Below are 18,437 nucleotides of genomic sequence, written 5' to 3' on the forward strand. Positions count from 1 at the left end.
TCATTCCTCTTGCTGTTCCTTCGACGGCTGATCCTGCGGCTTCGGATGGTTCACCAGATACATCCACGCCGCATAGACCGCCATGCCGCCGGCAAGCGTGCCCCAAAAAGCCTGGCCGCTGTAGAATTCGAGGCCGGACCAAATCGCACAGACAACAACGATCGCGATCCGAACCCACAGCGGGCGGAGCCAGGGGTGATCGCGGTCGTTGGCCATGAGGGTAGTATCCGTTCGGTTCTGCTTACCTTCGGGCGGCCGTGGCCGCCGCTTCCCTCATATCACGCTCAGGCGGCCGGAAAACCCTGTGTTTCGACCGTATAACCCGCCGCAGTCATGACCCGCATCAATTCCTTGTGGCCGACCTCGGCCATTTTCAGCGGCGGGTTTTTCCGCGGATCCTGCTCGGCCTCGACCACGAACCAGCCTTCATAACCGTAGTCGGCAAATTTCTGGACGATTGCGCCGAAATCGAGTGAACCGTCGCCCGGCACGGTGAAGGCGCCGAGCGCCACGGCGTCGAGGAACGACTGCTTCGACCAGTCGAGGCCGTCGATCACCGGCTGGCGGATGTCCTTCACATGCACGTGGCTGATGCGCTTGTGGTGCCTGTCGATGGCGCGCAGCACGTCGCCGCCGGCGAAGGCCAGATGCCCGGCGTCGAGCAGCAGCGGAATCCCCTCCCCGGAAAAATTCATGAAGGCGTCGAGCTCGTGCTCGAACTGGACGACCGCCGCCATGTGATGGTGGTAGGAAAGCGGCATGCCCTGCCCGGCGCACCATTCGCCGAACTCGGTCACGCGCTTCGCATAGGCCTTCATCTCATCGTCGGAGAGCACCGCCTTGCCCGCAAGCGGCTTCGAGCGGTCGCCCTGGATCGAGCGGCCGACCTCGCCATAGACGATGCAGGGCGCGTCGACCGCCTTGAACAGGTCGATCATCGGCTGGATGCGGTCCTTGTTGGCCGAAATATCCTCGTTGACCAGCGTGCCGGAAAACCAGCCGCCGCATAGCGTCACGTCCGCCTTTTTCAGGATCGGCAGCATGATTTCCGGGTCTTCTGGAAAACGCCGCCCCTTTTCCATGCCGGTAAAACCCGCCGAGCGCGACTGGCGCAGGCATTCCTCCAGCGACACGTCGTCGGAGAGTTCGACCAGATCGTCGTTCCACCACGCGATGGGGGACATGCCCAGTTTGGCTTTCAAAGTTCTCTCCGCTTTCTACCTCCCCTTGTGGGGAGGTCGGCGGGCCCAGCCCGCCGGGTGGGGGTGATTTTGGCCGGGCAGCGGTTGGGACCCCCACCCGTCCTTTGGACCCACGCGCCGACCCTCCCCACGGGGGAGGGTAAGTAGGCGCATCAGTTCACAACACGCTGCCTCAACGCTTCCTCATAGTCCTTGCGGGCCTTGTTGACGCTCGGCCGCACGGAAACCTCGGGCACCGCGACATCCCACCAGTGGCCGCCGGCTTCGGTCGAGATCAGCGGATCGGTATCGATGACGATGACGCTGGTCTTCGTGTCAGCCTCGGCTTCCTTCAGCGCCCGTTCCAGTTCAGCGATCGACGCGACTTTTCGCGCCACAGCCCCCATCGAGGCGGCATGCGCGGCGAAATCGATCTGCGGCAGCACCTCGTGTTTCGCGTCCTTCAGCAGATTGTTGAAGTTCGCGCCGCCGGTCGCCATCTGCAGCCGGTTGATGCAGCCGAAACCTCTGTTATCGAGCACGACGATGGTCAGCTTCCGGCCGATCATGACCGAAGTGGCGATCTCGGAATTCATCATCATGTAGCTGCCGTCGCCGAGCATGACGATCACGTCGTGGTCGGGTTTGGCGAGTTTCACGCCGAGCCCGCCGGCGATCTCGTAGCCCATGGTCGAGAAACCGTATTCCATGTGGTAGCTGCCCGGCGCGCCGGCCGGCCACAGCTTGTGCAACTCGCCCGGCAGCCCGCCCGATGCGCAGACAAGCGTCGCCCTGGAGCCCCGCGCGCGATGCACCGCGCCGATCACCTGCGCGTCCGACGGCAGCGCGTTGGTCGGATCGGTTACGGCCTTCGCGGCCTGCAGCCAGTCGGCCTTGGCGGCCTTCGCGGTCGCCACCCAGGCGTCGGGCGATTTCCAGCCACCGAGGCTCGCCCCAAGCGCCTCCAGCCCGGCCCTGGCGTCGGCAACCAGCGGCAGCGCGCGATGTTTTCCGGCATCGAAAGGCTGCGTGTTGAGGCCGACGATCTTTACGCCATCCGCCTTGAACAGCGCCCAGGAGCCGGTGGTGAAATCCTGCAGGCGCGAGCCAACCGCCAGCACGACGTCCGCCTGCTCCGCAAGCAGGTTGGAGGCCGATGATCCGGTGACGCCGACCGAGCCCATGTTGAGCGGGTGCTCGTGCGGCAGGCTCGATTTCCCCGCATTGGTCTCCATGACCGGGATGCCGTGTTTCTCGGCAAAAGCCTTCAGCGTGCCGGCGGCTTCGGAATAGAGCACTCCGCCGCCGGCAATGATCACCGGCTTTTTTGCGCCCTTCAGCGCCGCGACGGCGGCCGCGAATTCGCGCTCATCCGGCCGGGGCCGGCGCGGAATCCATATGCGTTCCTCGAAGAAACTCTCCGGATAATCAAAAGCCTCGGCCTGCACGTCCTGGCAGAGGCTGAGCGTCACCGGCCCGCATTCGGCCGGATCGGTCAAGACCTGCATGGCACGGTTGAGCGCGGACATGATCTGCTCGGGCCGCGTGATGCGGTCGAAATAACGGCTGACCGGCCGGAAACAGTCGTTGGCGGAGACGGTGCCGTCGGCCCAGTCCTCCACCTGTTGCAAAACCGGGTCGGGTGCGCGATTGGCAAAGACATCACCGGGCAGCAGCAACAGCGGGATGCGGTTGACATGCGCGAGCGCGGCCGCCGTCACCATGTTGGTGGCGCCCGGCCCGATCGACGAGGTCGCGGCCATGAAACGGCGGCGGAAACTCGCCTTGGCGAAGGCGATCGCCGCATGCGCCATGCCCTGCTCGTTGTGCGCGCGGTAGGTCGGGAGCTCGTCGCGCACCTGGTAGAGCGCCTCGCCGACGCCGGCGACGTTGCCGTGGCCGAAGATCGCCCAGACACCGCCGAAGATCGGCATTTTCGCCCCATCTATCTCGGTCATCTGACGGGCCAAATAGCGCGTCAGCGCCTGCGCCATGGTCAGGCGGATGGTCTTGGTCATTGTTTCCTCCCGAACCGTGCCGGATATCTTTTTGCGGATTATGCCGCCTTGCGGCTGCGCGCCGCAAGCCATGCCGAGGTCAGCCGCTCGAAACGCGCGGCCATCTCGGCAATCGCTTCCTCGTCGCCGATCTTGCCCGCGAACCAGCGCTCCGCCGGCTCCATGAAAATGGTGCGGCCGACGGCAAAACCCTTCACCACCGGCGCGTCGGCAGTGGCGCGGAAAGCCTGGACAAGCTCATTCTCAGGCGCTTCGAGGCCGAGCAGCACGACGCCGCGGCAGAGCGGATCGCTGCGCTCGATGACGGCGCCGATGCGCCGCCACGCGGCCGCGGAATTCTGAGGCTCCAGCTTCCACCAGTCCGGCTTGATGCCCAGCGCATAAAGCTCTTCCAGAGCGCGCGGCACCGTGTCCTCGGCGAGCGGGCCGTGCTTGCCGGCGATGATCTCGACCAGCAGTTCGCGCCCCACCTTGCGCGCGGCCTCGAACAGGGTGCGCAGCTTGTCCTGCTGTTCCAGCTTCAGCGCCGCCGGATCGTCCGGATGATAGAAGCACAGGCATTTTATGCAGTGCTCGACCGGCCACTCGACCAGTTGCGAGCCGATGTCCTGGCTGAACTCGAAGCGCAGCGGCCGCGAGCCAGGCAGTTCGACCGGGCGGCCGAGCCAGGCGAAGGAATGCCGCGCGAACTCGAACATGGCGTCGCGGCCATGCTTCTCGTCGATCAGCATGCCGTAGCCGTCCCGGCCACCGGCGACGCGCGCGGCGGCCTTCACAGCCAGAACCTTGAATTGCCCGATCTTCCCGCTATCCACGCCGGCGGCGGCCGCAGCCTCTTCGAGCTGCACCCGATGGTCGATCGCCAGCGCCATCAGCAACTGGATCGCGCGGCGCCGCGTCGTCGCCCAATGGATGGTGTTGAGCGTCTCGTCCTTGCGCAGGGCCCGGTGCGGACTGCCATGTTCGAGGAAATACTGCAATTCGGCCCAGGTCGGATATTCCGGCGAGCAGAGCAGCCGCGACACGGCGAAGGCGCCGCAGGCATTGGCCCAGGTCGCCGCCGTCTCCAGGCTCTCGCCGCCCAACCAGCCGCGCAGCAGGCCGGACATGAAGGCGTCGCCGGCGCCAAGCACGTTGAACACCTCGATCGGAAAACCCTTGCCGACGACGCCGTCCTCCAGATCGTCGCTGATCGGCCCATCATAGACGATGCAGCCCATTGCGCCGCGTTTCAGCACGATCGTCGCCTGCGAGAGAGCGCGGATCGCCTTCAGCGCGCTCAGCGGATCGTCGGCGCCGGAGGCGATCATGATCTCCTCTTCGGTGCCCACGATCAGGTCGCAATCCGGCAGCACGGATTTGAGCCGGTTCGAAACCCGGTCGGACTTCACGTAACGCTCGAAGCCGGCGGCATGGCCGGCAAGGCCCCAGAGGTTCGGCCGGTAGTCGATGTCGAATACAACCTTGCGGCCATGCGCCTTGGCGATTCTTATCGCCTTGCGCTGCGCGGCCTCGGTGTTCTCCCGCGAAAAATGCGTGCCGGTCACCACCACGGCGCGCGCGGAGGCGACGAAGGCTTCATCGACATCATCCGGGTCTAGCGCCATGTCGGCGCAGTCGGTGCGCACGAAGATCATCGGCGAGACGCCTTCCTCCTCTACCGCCAGCAGCACCAGCGCCGTCAGCCGCTCCTTGTCGGTGACCAGCCCGTCGACCGACACGCCCTCGCGGCGCATCTGCTCGCGGATGAAACGCCCCATCTGCTCGTCGCCGACGCGCGTCAGCAGCGCCGAGCGCAGACCGAGCCGCGCCGTGCCGACGGCGATGTTGGCCGGGCATCCGCCGACCGATTTTGCGAAGGATGCGATATCCTCGAGGCGTGAGCCGATCTGCTGGCCGTAGAGGTCCACGGACGCGCGGCCCATGGTGATGACGTCGAGTTCTGCCGTGTTTTCGTCCGGCGGATTCGCCATGATCGCCTCCCATCGTCAAAGGATGCGCGGCCCACAGACCCCGCGAATGACGTCTCAATGAAATATTAATTCCACCTTTCAGTCAATATGGAATGTACATTCCCTCACCGCGCGGCCACCTTTTTCCCGCGCCGCGACGGCGACCGCCGTTTCTCGGCAACGCCGACCGACAGGGCCATCGACAGCGCCATTGTGGCCGAAAGCGAACGGAATCCGCCGAAATCCGCCTCCGCCACCTCGAACCATACGTCGGCGAACTGCGCCAGCGGCGAAAAGGCGCTGTCGGTGATCGCCACCATAGGTACGCCCTGCTCGGACAGCAGCCGCGCCTCCTCGATGGTGGCCGGCGCATAGGGCGAGAAGCTGATGGCGAGCACGGCATCCCTGGCGGTTGCGAAGGAGATGACCTCCGGGTTTAGGCCCGACGGCGACTCGACGATCTGGCTACGCACCTTCAGCTTGCCCAGCGCATAGGCGATGTAGCTGGCGACCGGATAGGAGCGGCGGCGCGCCAGGATATAGATCGTCTCGGCTTCGGCCAGCATCGCGATGGCGCGGTTCAGCACCTCCTCGTCCAGCGTACGTGTCATCGTCGCCAGCGAATTCTCCGACGCCGTGAGAAAACCTTCCAGGATCTTCCGGCTGCCGCCCCCCTCCGCTCCCTCCGCGCGTAGTCCGCTCAGCCGCTCCTCGTATGAGGAATTGCGCTCGCGCAGCCTTTCGCGGAACACCGATTGCAGGCTGGTGAAGCCGGCAAAGCCCAGATGCTGGGCGAAGCGGATCAGCGTCGAAGGCTGCACGCCCGCCGATGCGGCGATGCTGGCCGCCGTGCCGAAGGCGATCTCATCCGGATTGTCGAGCGAATAGGCGGCGACCTGGGCGATGCGCTTTGGCAGCGATTGCCGGCGTTCGAGGATCAGCGCGCGCAGCGTGTCGTAGTCGCGCGGCGCCTCGTCCTCCATTCCCTGCTCACTCATTCGCGCCGACCTCCCGGATCATGCCGCTGCGACATGTTCAAACAATAAAATGAACCAGCCGTTCCATTTCAACAAAAAATCGACTAACTCGTACAAAATTGCCGCTGGAGCCGGCACGCAAGGTTGGAGGATCGAAAATGATTGGCGTCGGACTGATCGGCACGGGCTTCATGGGCAAATGCCACGCGCTGGCGTGGAATTCGGTCGGCACCGTATTCGGTGACGTGCCGGAAATAAAGCTCGTCCACCTGGGCGAAGCCAATGATGAGCTGGCTAATAAGAAAGGCCGCGAGTTCGGCTTCGCGAAAGCGTCAGGAGATTGGCGCGCCGTGGTGAACGACCCGGAGGTCGACATCGTCTCGGTCACCTCGCCCAACCAGTTCCACCCGGAGATGGCGATTGAAGCGCTGAAGGCCGGAAAACACGTCTGGTGCGAGAAGCCGATGGCCCCGGCGCTGGTCGAATCGCGAGCCATGACCGATGAGGCGCGCAAATCCGGCAAGGTCGCGGTGCTTGGCTACAACTACATCCAGAGCCCCGCCTTCCGGCATATCCGCCAGTTGCTCGACGAAAAGATCATCGGCGACGTCAACCTCGTCCGCATCGAGATGGACGAGGACTTCATGGCCGATCCGGAAGCCCTGTTCTTCTGGAAGCACGAGGCCGCGTCCGGCTACGGCGCGCTCGATGATTTCGCCGTGCATCCGCTGTCGCTGGTCTCGAAACTCTTCGGACGCGTGTCGCGCGTCATGTGCGACATGGCGAAACCCTATGCCGACCGCGCCGTCGCCGGCGGCGGGCGCCGCGACGTCGAGACTTACGACATCGCCAGCGTGCTGATGCGGCTGGAAAACGGCATCGCCGGCACGCTGCTGGTCAACCGCTCGGCCTGGGGCCGCAAGGGACGCATCGCCATCCAGATCTTCGGCTCGAAAGGCTCGATCGTCTTCGACCAGGAGCGCTTCAACGAGCTTCAGCTCTATGTGACATCCGACCGCCCCACCGAGCAGGGTTTTCGCACGATCCTGATCGCGCCGCAGCACAAGCCCTACGACAGGTTCATCCCGGCGCCCGGCCATGGCCTCGGTTTCAACGACCTGAAGACGATCGAATGCCGCGAACTGATCTCGCGGCTGGAGGGCAAGCCAGCCCACATCGTCGACTTCGACGAGGGGCTGGAGATCGAGCGCACCGTGCACGCCATGGCGCGTTCGTTCGAGCTATCCTCGTGGGTGGAGGTGCGATGATATCGCGCTACTCCCCGACAACCCCCGCGACGTTCTGGTCATAATCGACCAGCGAGCCGGTCATGATGCCGGAATGCGGGCTGATCATATAGGCGATCAGGCCGGCGAGTTGGTCGGGTTTCGCCAGTTGTCCCATCGGCTGTCCGGCTTCGGCCTTCTCCAGCCAGTCGGCCGGCGCGTCATGCCATTTCTGCTGCACGATGTTCTCCCCGGGCGTGTCCATCCAGCCCGGCAGCACGGCGTTCACGCGGATGCGGTTCTTGCGGTAGGCGTTGGCGGCGTTCTTGGTCAGCACCGCCAGCGCGCCCTTGCTCGACGAATAGGGCGCCAGGAACGACTGGCCGGCATGCGCCGACATCGACAGCACGTTGACGATCGAGCCGGGCTTTTCGGCCTCCAGCAGATGACGCACCAGCCGCTGCATCAGGAAGAAAGGGCCGCGCACATTGGTGTGGAAAATCTGGTCGAAGACTTCAGGCGTGGTGTCGACCAGCGAGCCACGCGCCGAGGTGGCGGCGGCGTTGACCAGCGCGTTGAGGCTGCCGAAATGCCCAAGCGCCTCGGCCACGACATGGCCGCTGGCGGCGGCGTCCGACAGGTCGGCGCTGATGAAGATCACGTCTGCGCCTTTCTTCTTCAGCGCGTCGACGGCGGCCTTGCCCTTCTCCTTCGAACGGCCGACCAGTGCTACAGCGCGGCACCCCTCATCCACCAGCCGGTTCGCCACTGCCAGGCCGACACCCTGCGCGCCGCCTGTCACAATGGCGCGTGTGTGGCTGTTGCGTCCCTCATCCATCTTTCCATCTCTCCATCAAATGCCAAACCGCCCTGCCCTCATGCGGGAGGCGCGGCGTGTCAAACCCTATTGCCTTGTCCGTCTGCCTTCAGAGCTGGACGGCCTTACCCTCCGTCGCGGACTTCAGCGCCGCGTCGGCGAGCTTCAAAGCCAGCAACCCATCCTGTCCGCCCGGCGAGGCCGCCTTGCCCTTGCTCTCCGCCTCGATAAAACTTGCGATCTCGTTGGCGTAGGCGTCGATATAGCGCGTCATGAAGAAGTCGTGCAGCGGCGGCCTCGTATAGCCCTTACCGTTCGCCAGTTCGATCGAAACCGGCCGCTGGTTCTCCGCAGCGACCATGCCTTCGGAGCCATGCACCTCGATGCGCTGGTCATAGCCATAGGTGGCGCGGCGGGAATTGGTGATGACGCATTGTTTTCCGCTGGCGGTCGTAAGGATGACGCTGACACTGTCGAAATCGCCGGCCTCGCCGATCTTCTTGTCGACCAGCACCGAGGCGGTCGCCAGCACCTTGACCGGCTCCTCGCCGAGCAGGAAACGCGCCATGTCGAAATCATGGATGGTCATGTCGCGGAAAATGCCGCCGGAACGGCCGATGTAGTCGAGCGGCGGCGGGCCAGGGTCGCGCGAGGTGATGACCACCTGCTCGACCTTACCGATTGCGCCGTCGTCGATCGCCTTGCGCACGGCAGCAAAATGCGGATCGAAGCGGCGGTTGAAGCCAACCATCAGCGTCGCGCCGGTCTTGTCGACCACATCGAGGCACTTCTCGACACGCTCGACGTCGAGATGGATAGGCTTCTCGCAGAAGATCGCCTTGCCGGCCCTGGCGAAACGCTCGATCAGGTCGGCGTGGGTATCGGTTGGCGTGCAAATCACCACGGCGTCGATGTCGGACGCCTTCTCGATCTCCTCGATGCTGCGGATCGCACAGCCATAGGCGTCGGCAATGTCCTTTGCCGCCTTCTCGAAAGCGTCGGCCACAGCGACCAGTTCGGCGGCCGGATTGGAGCCTATGGCCCGCGCGTGGACTTTCCCGATACGGCCGGCGCCAAGCAGGCCAAAACGAACTGTCATCTTCGATCCTCGTTGCAAGTGGTCCGGCTGCCCCGGACGGATGATTATGAACCTGTGGCCCTGTCAGGCCGCCCCGCCACAAGCGATGGCGAGGCTATATGCCCGGCGTCAAGCCTTCTTGCGCCTGTTCTGCCGTTGCTGGTCGATGATGACCGCCGCCACGATGATCAAGCCCTTGATGATCTCCTGGTAGTAGGCGCCCACCTTCAGGAAAGTGAAACCCGAGGTCAGCACGCCTAGGATAATCGTGCCGATCACTGTGCCGGAGATGCGACCGACGCCGCCGGCGAGCGAGGTGCCGCCGATGACTGCCGCTGCAATGGCGTCGAGTTCGTAGGCGACGCCCATGCCCGGCTGGCCGGATTGCGCACGGGCCGCGGTGACCACGCCGGCCAGGCCGGAGAGCAGCCCGGCGATCGCATAAACCTTGATCAGATGATTGCCGATATTGATGCCGGACACGCGCGCCGCCTGCGGATTGGCGCCGATGGCGTAGGTGAACTTGCCGTATCGCGTATAGCCGAGCGCGATATGGAAGATGATGGCGACCAGCAGGAAGATGATCACCGGCAGCGGCACCGGGAAACCCCAGACGTCGAAACTCCGCCCCAGCCAGGTGAAATTCTCGTTGAGCAGCGCCACCGGCTGGCCGTTCGTGTACCACTTCGCCAGGCCGCGCACCGACACCATCATGCCCAGCGTCGCGATGAAGGGCGGTATGCCGCTGAAGGCGATCACCATGCCGTTGACCGCGCCCGCCGCCAGCCCCACAGCCAGGCCGGCAAGTACCGGCCAGAACGGCGAGATGTCGGTCAGGGCCGGATAGACGGCGCGCGCATTGGTGGAGGTCTGCGCCAGCGACGCCGCCACCATCGCCACGAAGCCGACGATCGATCCCGACGACAGGTCGACGCCGCTGGTGATGATCACCTGGGTGACGCCGACGGCGATGATGCCGATCACCGAGACCTGCAGGATGATGATCGACAGGCGCTGCTTGTTGGCCAGGAAACTGTCGCCGACGAGGATCCAGCCGAGGATCTCGAACACCAGCGCGATGCCGATCAGCACGCCGAGGATCGACACCTCGGGCGGCAGCCGCTTCTTGGTACCTATTCTGCTTGCCTGCGCGGTCATCTCGCTCGTCGACATGATGCTTCCACCTTTGCAGCTTCTTGGGCGCCGTCAGTGCGACGCCAGTTCCATGATCTTCACCTGATTGGCTTCGTCGCGGTTCAGGAAACCGGTCACACGGCCCTCATGGATCACCATGATGCGGTCGCTCATGCCGAGCACTTCGGGCATCTCGGACGAGATCATGATGACCGCCACCCCCTCGCCCGCCAGTTTCGAAATCAGCCGGTGGATCTCCGCTTTGGCCCCGACATCGATGCCGCGCGTCGGCTCGTCGAGGATCAGAATCTTCGGCCTGGTCAGCAGCCAGCGGCCGATCAGCACCTTCTGCTGATTGCCGCCCGACAGGTTGATGATCGGCTCGGACATGTCAGGCGTCTTGACGCGCAGCGCGTCGCTCATCGCCAGCGAATCCTTGCTGAGCCGCTTTTGCTCGACGAAACCGTTCTTCACATAGCCCGATTGCAGCACGGCGATCTGCGTGTTCTGCTGGATGTCGAGCAGCAGGAAACAGCCAGTATCCTTGCGGTCCTCGGTGAGGAACGCCATGCCGTGGCGCATAGCGGTGGCTGGACTGTCGACCCGCACAGGCTTGCCGAACAGCTCGATGGTGCCGCTGTTGGCCGGCGTCACGCCGAAGATCGCTTCCGCGATGTTGGAGCGCCCCGACCCGACCAGCCCGGCGATGCCGAGGATCTCGCCCGACCGCACTTCGAAGGAAACGTCGTGGAACACCCGGTTGAGGCACAGATCCTTGACCGACAGGACCACCTCGCCGATCGGCACGGTCTCCTTCGGGAACATCTGCGTGATCTCGCGGCCGACCATCATGCGGATGATCTCGTCGCGCGTCACCTCGCTCGAAGCCTTGGTGGCGATGTATTTGCCGTCGCGGAACACGGACACCTCGTCCGCGATCTCGAACAGCTCGTTCATCTTGTGGGTTATGTAAATGATGCCTTTGCCTTCGGCCCTGAGGCTGCGGATGATCGTGAACAGGTGGTCGACTTCGCGCTCGGTCAGCGCCGAGGTCGGCTCGTCCATGATCAGCACGTCGGATTCGTAGGAGACCGCCTTGGCGATCTCGACCATCTGCCTGTTGGCGACGCTCAGCGTGCCGACCTTCACGTCGGGATCGATATGAATGTTGAGCCTTTTGAACAGGTCGGCTGTCTTGCGGTGCATCTCGCCATGGTCGATGAAACCCAGCCGCGTCTTGGGCTCGCGGCGGATCCAGATGTTCTCCGCCACCGTCATCGGCGCCATCAGGTTCAGTTCCTGATGGATCATGGCGATGCCGTTCTCCAGCGCATCGAGCGGCCCCTTGAGCCGTATCTCCTGGCCGCGCAGCCGGAAGGTGCCGGAATCCGGCGTGTAGATGCCGGCGACGATCTTCATCAGTGTCGACTTGCCGGCGCCGTTCTCGCCCATCAGCGCATGCACGCTGCCGCGCCGCAGTTTTAGCTGCACATTGTCGAGCGCCAGCACGCCCGGAAACTCCTTCCGGACGTTCTCGACCTCAAGCACGTAGTCGCCGGCGGGCGGCGGCGGTACGGAGGCATCCGATGTCGCAAGAATTTGCATGCCGCTCAGTCCTCCCAGACCCGGTTCGAAACGCGGCTTCGATGTCTTATCACGAGAGGAAACGCCGCCGCCATCCGGCGGCGCTCCCGAAGAGCGTCAGGCGATCAGTTCTTGGTTGTATACTGATCCATGTTGGCCGGGGTCACCAGTTCGAAAGGCACCCAGACCGGAGACGTCACGGCCTCGCCCTTGGCGAGCTTGATAGCGGTTTCCACCGCGCCACTGCCCTGCGCGGCCGCGTTCTGGAACACGGTCACGTCGAGGTCGCCGGCCTTCATGTAGGCCAGCGCCTCCTGCGTGGCGTCAACGCCGCCGACGATCACGTCCTTCATGTCCCAGCCCGCCGCCTTCATGGCGTTGATGGCGCCGATCGCCATGTTGTCGTTGTTGGAGATCACGGCGTCCGGCTTGTGGCCGGCGGCGATCCAGTTGGTCATCAGGTCCTGCGCCTTGACCGGATCCCAGCCGGCGGTCTGCTCGTCGATGACGTTCAGCTTCACGCCGCATTCGCTGCCGGCGTTGACGTCATGGATGTCCTTGGTGCGCTGCACAGCCGCCTGGTTGGCGAGATCACCGACCATGATCAGGATGCCGGCCTCGGTCTTGCCGGCTTCCTTGAGGATGCGGCAGACTTCCTTGGTCTCCAGCGTGCCGGAATCGACTTCGTTCGAACCGACGAAGGCGCCCTTGGCGCCCAGCGCGTCGACGTCGATCGGCTGGCGGTTGACGTAGACGATCGGGATGCCCGCCTCGTTGGCGAGCTTGGTCATCGGCGCGGTCGCCGAGGTGTCGACCGGGTTGACGATGACCGCATCGACCTTGGCGGCGATGAAGTTCTGGACCTGGCTGAGTTGCTTGTTCACGTCGTCGTCGGCGATCTCGATCTGCACCGGCTGGCTGGCGTCGCCGGCCGACTTCTCGATGCCCTTGCGGAGCACGGTCAGGAAGGTGTCGGAATTCGCCATCGACACGCCGATGTCGCCCGCAAAAGCCGAACCCGACATAAGCGCTGCAATCGCGGCGCCCAGAAGCAGTTTTTTCATTTCGTTTTCCTCCACGAAAGGGTGTCCGGATGCACCCTGTTGTCACCGGAAGCCCCGGCGCTGCCGGAGGCCCGTTTCGCTCGCCGAACCGCGGACGATCTTCCGTCCGAGGCTTCGCGCTCCTCCTGACATTCCCGCAATTTCGGAACGTTCAAGCCGTATGATATAATTTTGAAATATTTATTCCAAATTTTGACCGCACGTCAAGGGCGATTATGCGGCAGGCAGATGCCGGAGCGGTTCGCCCGCGCTACGAGGGTCTGGCCGTTCCCGGCACAAAGCTGAAATGGCTTGTTGGCGCACGGTAGCGCGGCCGCGCCGTAGCCCTCATGCTCGCAAACTGGAGTTCGCGATCCGGCGACGGAGTTCGATCTACGGCCGCGTTAAAACTCGAAGCGCTTCTGCTCGATTTCGGCCGTCAGTTCGGCGGCCATGGCGCGCGTGATCCTCGACTTGCGCTCCAGCGCCGTGCGGTCGAGCCGGCCGACAATGTCGATCGCCGCCGAAAGTGAGCGCTCGATCCGCCGCACCAGGAACTGCACGACATTCGCCTCCACCTCGACCTGCCGGTCGGCGAAGAGTTTTGTAATTACGCCGGCCAACAACAGATCATCGGGTTCATGGATCTCGACGGTGGTCGCGGCCTTCAGCCGAGAAGCGAGATCGGGCAGCGTCACCCCCCACGCGGACGGAAAGCGGCGGGCGGTAAGCAGCAAATGCCCGCCCCCGCCGCGCACGGCGTTGATCAGGTGGAACAGCCCGGTCTGGTCGAGTTGGGGCGAATCCGCGTCCTCGACGAGGATTTCGAGCCCCGACGCTCCCGCCCCGGCGACGGCGATGTCGGCGGCAACGAGCCCCGCAGCCTGGGCGTGCTCCCGCCAGATCGACGCCAGATGCGATTTGCCGGAGCCCGGAGGCCCGGCAAGGATCACCACCGGCGACGGCCAGTCCGGCCAGCGCTCGATCAGCGCCACGGCGTCGCGATTGGCGGCGGAAACCACGAGGTCGTCGCGCGACACGCCGGGAGCATGGCCGAGGTCGAGCGGCAATTGCCGGGGATGTTCCGGTTTGCGCATCAAAGTCACACCGACCGTGCGGCGGCGCTACCGTCGTTCTCACGGAAACCGATCGCGGCCAAGGTCAGTCCGCCGTCTTGCCGGCGTCCGCTGCCGGCCGCTCCACCGCTGCGTCCTGCGAATGGCCGACATAAAGCGGCGAATCGAGATAGCGCGAGATGGCGAAGCGAACCAAGACGGCAATCGCGGCGGCTGCCGGCACGGCGATGAGCAGGCCGACGAAGCCGAACAACGCGCCGAAGGCAAACAGCGCGAACATCAGCCAGACCGGATGCAGGCCGACGCTCTTGCCCACCAGCCGAGGCTGCAAAATATTGCCCTCAATGAACTGGCCGACGAAGAACACACAAGCGACGGCGACGACCATGAGCCAGTCCGGCCAGAACTGCACGAAGGCGACGCCGAGCGCCAGCACCAGCCCGACCAGCGAACCGACATAGGGAATGAAGCTGATCAGCCCGGCGAACAGGCCGATCAGAATGCCGAAATTCAACCCGGTTATCGTCAGGCCGATCGCGTAGATAAGACCGAGCACCAGACAGAGCGTGCCCTGCCCGCGCACGAAGCCGGCCGTCGCCACATTGATGTCGCTGGCGATCTGGCGGACGGTGTGGACATGGTCCCGCGGCACCCAGCTATCGACCTTGGCGACCATGCGGTCCCAGTCGAGCAGCATGTAGAACGCCACGACCGGGGTCACGATGAACAGGCTGGCGACGCTGAACAGCGCCACGCCCGAACTCCAGATCGAGGTGAAGATCGCTGTGACGAAGCCGACGCCGGAGGCAAGCAGCGAATTCAGGCCGTCGCGCAGGTCGGCAGCATTCACGCCGAAGCGCTTCTCGATCCACTGCGGATCGAAGCTGGTGATCAGCGCCTGGAAGTGGCTGAGATATTCCGGCAGCTTGGTAATGAAATCCGACAGTTGCTTCGCCAGCAGTGGAGTGAGGATGACCAGTCCGATTGCCAGCACGACAATGAAGGTGAAAAGGATCAGGATCGTCGCCATGAGGCGCGACAAGCCCAGCCTCTGCAGCCGGTCGGCGACCGGGTCAAGGAAATAGGCCAATGCCATGCCGGCCACGAAGGGCAGCAGTATCTCACTGAACAGATAGAGGAAGAAGGCGAGAAAAAGCGCGGCAATCAGCCAGAAGCGCGCCTGGCGGCGCAACGCCGCGCCGGGCGCTTCTCCGGTCGTGACCTCAGCGGTTCGCAGTCTTGCTTTCGCCATAACCGTTCATATGCCTCAGCCACGCGACGAGATAGGCCGCGGCGGAAGCCACGGTCAAGACCCCGCAGAGATAGACCAAGCCCTCGGTGAACCAGCCGAAATCGGCGGCGAAGGCGAGTTCCCCCAGAACGGAAATGGCCAGCACGATCTGGAAAGTGGTGTTGACCTTGGAAACCATCAGCGGCTTCATCTCGACCGGCCGCCCCATCACCGATGACAGCAGCACGGCGGTGACGATCAGCGCGTCGCGCGTCACGGCGGCGATCACCAGCCACAGCGGCAGGTTCCCCATGATGCCGAGCACAATAAAGATGCTGACCAGCAGCAGCTTGTCAGCCATCGGGTCGAGATAGGCTCCGAGTTCAGTGCGCTGGTTGAAATGCCGCGCGATAAAACCGTCGACCCCGTCGGACACGCCGGCGACGACGAAACCGGCGAGCGCCCAGTCCATGCGACCGGACAGCAGCGCATAGACCACACCCGGCACCAGCAGGAAGCGCATGATCGTGATCAGGTTTGGGACGGTCAGCGCCGTTTCCTCCGGGCGTGTTCTTATAGTGCGATAGATGGTCGAGGCCGATGCGCGCCGCAAGGCCGATGTTGCCACCGATGCGCGGCAGAGTAGCACCTCAGGTCACCAACGGAGCTTCAGGCGATGCTAGAGGAGGCGATCCAGCAGCCCGAAAACGGGGATGGAATTGTCGCCTCGACAAGAAAATTTTTTGAGCGCGGGCAGCCAAGCCCTTGTTTTCGCTGGACCCGTCTTTTCCATCCGGTGCGAAAAAATGGCGTCGAACACGATTCTCATCCCCCTCGCCAGAACCTGCCTCATAATCCATGTCAGTTTCTCCTGCGGGAACGCCGATCATGACGGTGTGAAGGCGGGGAGAAACCGGCGCCTCCGGTGCGGGAAGACGTAGCCCGCGCCCGGGGAGGCCGCGTCCGAAGGTTCCTCCCCCGCAACTACGTGCGGGGCGCACTGGACGAGTGCTTAAGACCGGGCCAGCCGAGGCGAAAATGCCGGAGCCGGAGCAAGGCGAAGCGGAACGGGACGAGGCCAAAAATCGCCGGATGGGCGGCCGCGAGGTCGCACATATATGCTAGATGAGCGACCCTGCGGCCGCCCGTCTTCCCGACTTCTCAATGGCCAGGGCGGATTTCCGCAGCGTGGCAACGGAAGAGATTGCCTGGACGAAATATGTGACGCAACGGACGGTCGCGCTCTGCTTGCGGGCACGGTAGGATCATGCGAAGAGCCGCGTATGCAAGGAGCCGGAACGAAGCGATGAGCGGGCAGAAGAACGGGCTCACCTATGCGCAGGCGGGCGTCGACATCGACGCCGGCAACGAGATGGTGGAGCGAATCAAGCCGCTCGTGCGCGCGACGCGCCGACCGGGCGCGGACGGCGAGATCGGTGGCTTCGGTGGCCTGTTCGACTTGAAGGCGGCCGGCTTTTCCGATCCCGTTCTGGTCGCGGCCAATGACGGCGTCGGCACGAAACTCAAGATCGCCATCGATTCGGGCCGGCATGGCACCATCGGCATCGACCTGGTCGCCATGTGCGTCAACGACATCGTCGTGCAGGGCGCCGAGCCGCTGTTCTTCCTCGACTATTTCGCCACCGGCAAACTCGATCCCGAACAGGGCGTGGCGATCGTCGGCGGCATCGCGGAGGGTTGCCGCATGGCCGGCTGCGCGCTGATCGGCGGCGAGACCGCCGAGATGCCGGGCATGTATCACGGCAACGACTACGACCTCGCCGGCTTCGCCGTGGGTGCGGCCGAACGCGGCCAGTTGCTGCCCACCGACGACATCGTCGAAGGCGACGTCATCCTCGGCCTCGCTTCCTCCGGCCTGCATTCCAACGGTTTTTCGCTGACCCGAAAAATCGTCGAATTGTCCGGCCTCGGCTGGAGCGCCCCTGCCCCCTTCGCCGACGGCCTGAGCCTCGGCGAAGCCCTGCTGGAGCCGACCCGCATCTACGTGAAGCCGCTGCTCAAGGCGATTCGCGGCACCCACGGCATCAAGGCGCTGGCGCATATCACCGGCGGCGGCTTCCCGGACAACATTCCGCGCGTGCTGCCGAAGGATTTTTCCGCCGAGCTCGATCTCGATTCCATCGAGGTGCCGGCCGTGTTCTCCTGGCTTGCAAAGACAGGCGGCGTGAGGCCGCAGGAAATGATGCGCACCTTCAATTGCGGCGTCGGCATGATTGCCGTCGTCGCGGCCGGCCAGGCGGCGCAGGTCGCTGCCGTGCTGCAGGAGGCCGGCGAAACGGTGACGCCGATCGGCCGCATCGTGCCGCGCCGTGACGCCGGCGTGATCTATCGCGGGAGCCTTGGACTATGAGCGCCCATCGCAAGCGCGTCGCAATCCTGATCTCGGGTCGCGGCTCGAACATGGCCGCGCTGATCGAAGCGGCGAAGGAACGGGATTTCCCCGCCGAGATCGTCGGCGTCATCTCCGACAAGCCTGACGCGCCGGGCCTGCACCTCGCGGACACCAACGGCATACCCACCAAAATTCTCCCCCGTTCCGACTTCGACAGCAAGGACGCCCACGACCAGGCGATCGACGCGACGCTGCACGTCTTCGGCACGGAGTTCGTCTGCCTCGCAGGTTACATGCGGCTCCTGACCGACACCTTCGTCGACGAATGGAAGGGCCGTATGATCAACATCCATCCGGCGCTGCTGCCGCTGTTCAAGGGCCTGGACACCCACCGGCGCGCGCTGGAAGCCGGCGTCCGCATCCACGGCTGCACCGTGCATTTCGTGACGCGGCAGATGGACGACGGGCCGATCATCGCGCAGGCGGCGGTGCCGGTGCTTTCCGGCGACAGCGAGGAACGGCTGGCAGCGCGTGTGCTCAAGGCGGAACATCGCCTCTACCCGTTGGCGCTCAGGCTCGTCGCCGAGGGCAAGGCGCGGATGGAAGGCGCTAGCGTTGCCTTCTCCGGCTTCGACGACGCCAATGCCAACCGGCCCGGCACGATCTTCGCGCCAGAACCGCTCCAGACCGACTACGATCTGGAGCAGTTGGCACGATTCACCCCGTGATACGGCCGCCTGTAAAAGCGCTTTCAAGGTGAGGCCGAG

Annotated in this window: 16 protein-coding genes; 3 read left to right on the plus strand and 13 right to left on the minus strand. The window is 64.3% G+C overall.

All coding sequences use genetic code 11. The annotated features are described in order from the left end of the window. From ACH196_RS06595 to ACH196_RS06615, 5 genes are all read right to left on the minus strand, one after another. A complete protein-coding gene (locus ACH196_RS06595; protein WP_396645931.1) occupies nucleotides 1-216 on the minus strand; it encodes a DUF3329 domain-containing protein in 216 nt (71 codons plus the stop codon). A 68-nt stretch (nucleotides 217-284) separates the two neighbouring features. Then, nucleotides 285-1,202 (minus strand): myo-inosose-2 dehydratase, encoded by a 918-nt coding sequence (iolE, locus tag ACH196_RS06600; RefSeq protein ID WP_396645932.1) that lies wholly within the window; start codon nucleotides 1,200-1,202, stop codon nucleotides 285-287. A 152-nt stretch (nucleotides 1,203-1,354) separates the two neighbouring features. Continuing rightward, nucleotides 1,355-3,199, minus strand: a complete 1,845-nt coding sequence (gene iolD, locus ACH196_RS06605; protein WP_396645933.1) for a 3D-(3,5/4)-trihydroxycyclohexane-1,2-dione acylhydrolase (decyclizing) — start codon at nucleotides 3,197-3,199, stop codon at nucleotides 1,355-1,357. A gap of 38 nt (nucleotides 3,200-3,237) precedes the next feature. Next, the gene (iolC, locus tag ACH196_RS06610; RefSeq protein ID WP_396645934.1) at nucleotides 3,238-5,172 is read right to left on the minus strand and encodes a 5-dehydro-2-deoxygluconokinase; all 1,935 of its coding nucleotides are present in this window, start codon (nucleotides 5,170-5,172) and stop codon (nucleotides 3,238-3,240) included. A gap of 104 nt (nucleotides 5,173-5,276) precedes the next feature. Continuing rightward, complete coding sequence (locus tag ACH196_RS06615) at nucleotides 5,277-6,134, minus strand: MurR/RpiR family transcriptional regulator (protein WP_396646007.1); 858 nt, start codon at nucleotides 6,132-6,134, stop codon at nucleotides 5,277-5,279. 152 nt (nucleotides 6,135-6,286) lie between these two features. On the opposite strand from ACH196_RS06615, the gene ACH196_RS06620 reads away from it, so the two are divergent. Continuing rightward, entirely contained in the window at nucleotides 6,287-7,396 is a 1,110-nt protein-coding gene (locus ACH196_RS06620) for a Gfo/Idh/MocA family protein (protein WP_396645936.1), read from the plus strand. 7 nt (nucleotides 7,397-7,403) lie between these two features. Here ACH196_RS06620 and ACH196_RS06625 read toward each other — a convergent pair whose 3' ends face one another. From ACH196_RS06625 to ACH196_RS06660, 8 genes are all read right to left on the minus strand, one after another. Then, a complete protein-coding gene (locus ACH196_RS06625) occupies nucleotides 7,404-8,192 on the minus strand; it encodes an SDR family oxidoreductase (RefSeq protein WP_396645937.1) in 789 nt (262 codons plus the stop codon). An 88-nt stretch (nucleotides 8,193-8,280) separates the two neighbouring features. Beyond that, a complete protein-coding gene (iolG, locus tag ACH196_RS06630; RefSeq protein ID WP_396645938.1) occupies nucleotides 8,281-9,270 on the minus strand; it encodes an inositol 2-dehydrogenase in 990 nt (329 codons plus the stop codon). A 108-nt stretch (nucleotides 9,271-9,378) separates the two neighbouring features. Beyond that, nucleotides 9,379-10,407 carry an ABC transporter permease gene (locus ACH196_RS06635; RefSeq protein ID WP_396646008.1) on the minus strand — a complete coding sequence of 343 codons (1,029 nt, stop codon included), beginning with the start codon at nucleotides 10,405-10,407 and terminating at the stop codon, nucleotides 9,379-9,381. Between the two features lie 48 nt (nucleotides 10,408-10,455). Next, nucleotides 10,456-11,988 (minus strand): sugar ABC transporter ATP-binding protein, encoded by a 1,533-nt coding sequence (locus ACH196_RS06640; RefSeq protein ID WP_396645939.1) that lies wholly within the window; start codon nucleotides 11,986-11,988, stop codon nucleotides 10,456-10,458. Nucleotides 11,989-12,092: 104 nt separating this feature from the next. Continuing rightward, nucleotides 12,093-13,031 carry a substrate-binding domain-containing protein gene (locus ACH196_RS06645; RefSeq protein WP_396645940.1) on the minus strand — a complete coding sequence of 313 codons (939 nt, stop codon included), beginning with the start codon at nucleotides 13,029-13,031 and terminating at the stop codon, nucleotides 12,093-12,095. A gap of 383 nt (nucleotides 13,032-13,414) precedes the next feature. Continuing rightward, nucleotides 13,415-14,107 carry a DnaA regulatory inactivator HdaA gene (hdaA, locus tag ACH196_RS06650; protein WP_396645942.1) on the minus strand — a complete coding sequence of 231 codons (693 nt, stop codon included), beginning with the start codon at nucleotides 14,105-14,107 and terminating at the stop codon, nucleotides 13,415-13,417. Between the two features lie 64 nt (nucleotides 14,108-14,171). Continuing rightward, a complete protein-coding gene (locus ACH196_RS06655; protein WP_396645943.1) occupies nucleotides 14,172-15,338 on the minus strand; it encodes an AI-2E family transporter in 1,167 nt (388 codons plus the stop codon). Further along, entirely contained in the window at nucleotides 15,310-15,867 is a 558-nt protein-coding gene (locus ACH196_RS06660; RefSeq protein WP_396646009.1) for a CDP-alcohol phosphatidyltransferase family protein, read from the minus strand. Before ACH196_RS06660 ends, ACH196_RS06655 begins: the two co-directional genes overlap by 29 nt. A gap of 756 nt (nucleotides 15,868-16,623) precedes the next feature. Between ACH196_RS06660 and purM the strand changes: the two genes are divergently transcribed. Both purM and purN read left to right on the plus strand, forming a co-directional pair. Further along, entirely contained in the window at nucleotides 16,624-17,688 is a 1,065-nt protein-coding gene (gene purM, locus ACH196_RS06665; RefSeq protein WP_396645944.1) for a phosphoribosylformylglycinamidine cyclo-ligase, read from the plus strand. After that, nucleotides 17,685-18,398: a phosphoribosylglycinamide formyltransferase gene (purN, locus tag ACH196_RS06670; protein WP_396645945.1), complete on the plus strand. Its 714-nt coding sequence runs from the start codon at nucleotides 17,685-17,687 to the stop codon at nucleotides 18,396-18,398. The genes purM and purN overlap by 4 nt, the downstream gene beginning before the upstream one ends. The last annotated feature ends 39 nt before the right edge of the window (nucleotides 18,399-18,437 follow it).

Origin of the sequence: Mesorhizobium sp. IMUNJ 23232, from assembly GCF_044326205.1 — a bacterium.
Lineage (GTDB): Bacteria > Pseudomonadota > Alphaproteobacteria > Rhizobiales > Rhizobiaceae > Kumtagia.

Bases quoted from the DNA above. Each gene is read 5' to 3' on its own strand.
- ACH196_RS06595 (WP_396645931.1), bottom strand. From the start codon at position 216: ATGGCCAACGACCGCGATCACCCCTGGCTCCGCCCGCTGTGGGTTCGG.
- iolD (WP_396645933.1), bottom strand. From the start codon at position 3,199: ATGACCAAGACCATCCGCCTGACCATGGCGCAGGCGCTGACGCGCTAT.
- iolC (WP_396645934.1), bottom strand. From the start codon at position 5,172: ATGGCGAATCCGCCGGACGAAAACACGGCAGAACTCGACGTCATCACC.
- ACH196_RS06615 (WP_396646007.1), bottom strand. From the start codon at position 6,134: ATGGAGGACGAGGCGCCGCGCGACTACGACACGCTGCGCGCGCTGATC.
- ACH196_RS06620 (WP_396645936.1), top strand. From the start codon at position 6,287: ATGATTGGCGTCGGACTGATCGGCACGGGCTTCATGGGCAAATGCCAC.
- ACH196_RS06625 (WP_396645937.1), bottom strand. From the start codon at position 8,192: ATGGATGAGGGACGCAACAGCCACACACGCGCCATTGTGACAGGCGGC.
- iolG (WP_396645938.1), bottom strand. From the start codon at position 9,270: ATGACAGTTCGTTTTGGCCTGCTTGGCGCCGGCCGTATCGGGAAAGTC.
- ACH196_RS06635 (WP_396646008.1), bottom strand. From the start codon at position 10,407: ATGACCGCGCAGGCAAGCAGAATAGGTACCAAGAAGCGGCTGCCGCCC.
- ACH196_RS06640 (WP_396645939.1), bottom strand. From the start codon at position 11,988: ATGCAAATTCTTGCGACATCGGATGCCTCCGTACCGCCGCCGCCCGCC.
- ACH196_RS06645 (WP_396645940.1), bottom strand. From the start codon at position 13,031: ATGAAAAAACTGCTTCTGGGCGCCGCGATTGCAGCGCTTATGTCGGGT.
- hdaA (WP_396645942.1), bottom strand. From the start codon at position 14,107: ATGCGCAAACCGGAACATCCCCGGCAATTGCCGCTCGACCTCGGCCAT.
- ACH196_RS06655 (WP_396645943.1), bottom strand. From the start codon at position 15,338: ATGGCGAAAGCAAGACTGCGAACCGCTGAGGTCACGACCGGAGAAGCG.
- purM (WP_396645944.1), top strand. From the start codon at position 16,624: ATGAGCGGGCAGAAGAACGGGCTCACCTATGCGCAGGCGGGCGTCGAC.
- purN (WP_396645945.1), top strand. From the start codon at position 17,685: ATGAGCGCCCATCGCAAGCGCGTCGCAATCCTGATCTCGGGTCGCGGC.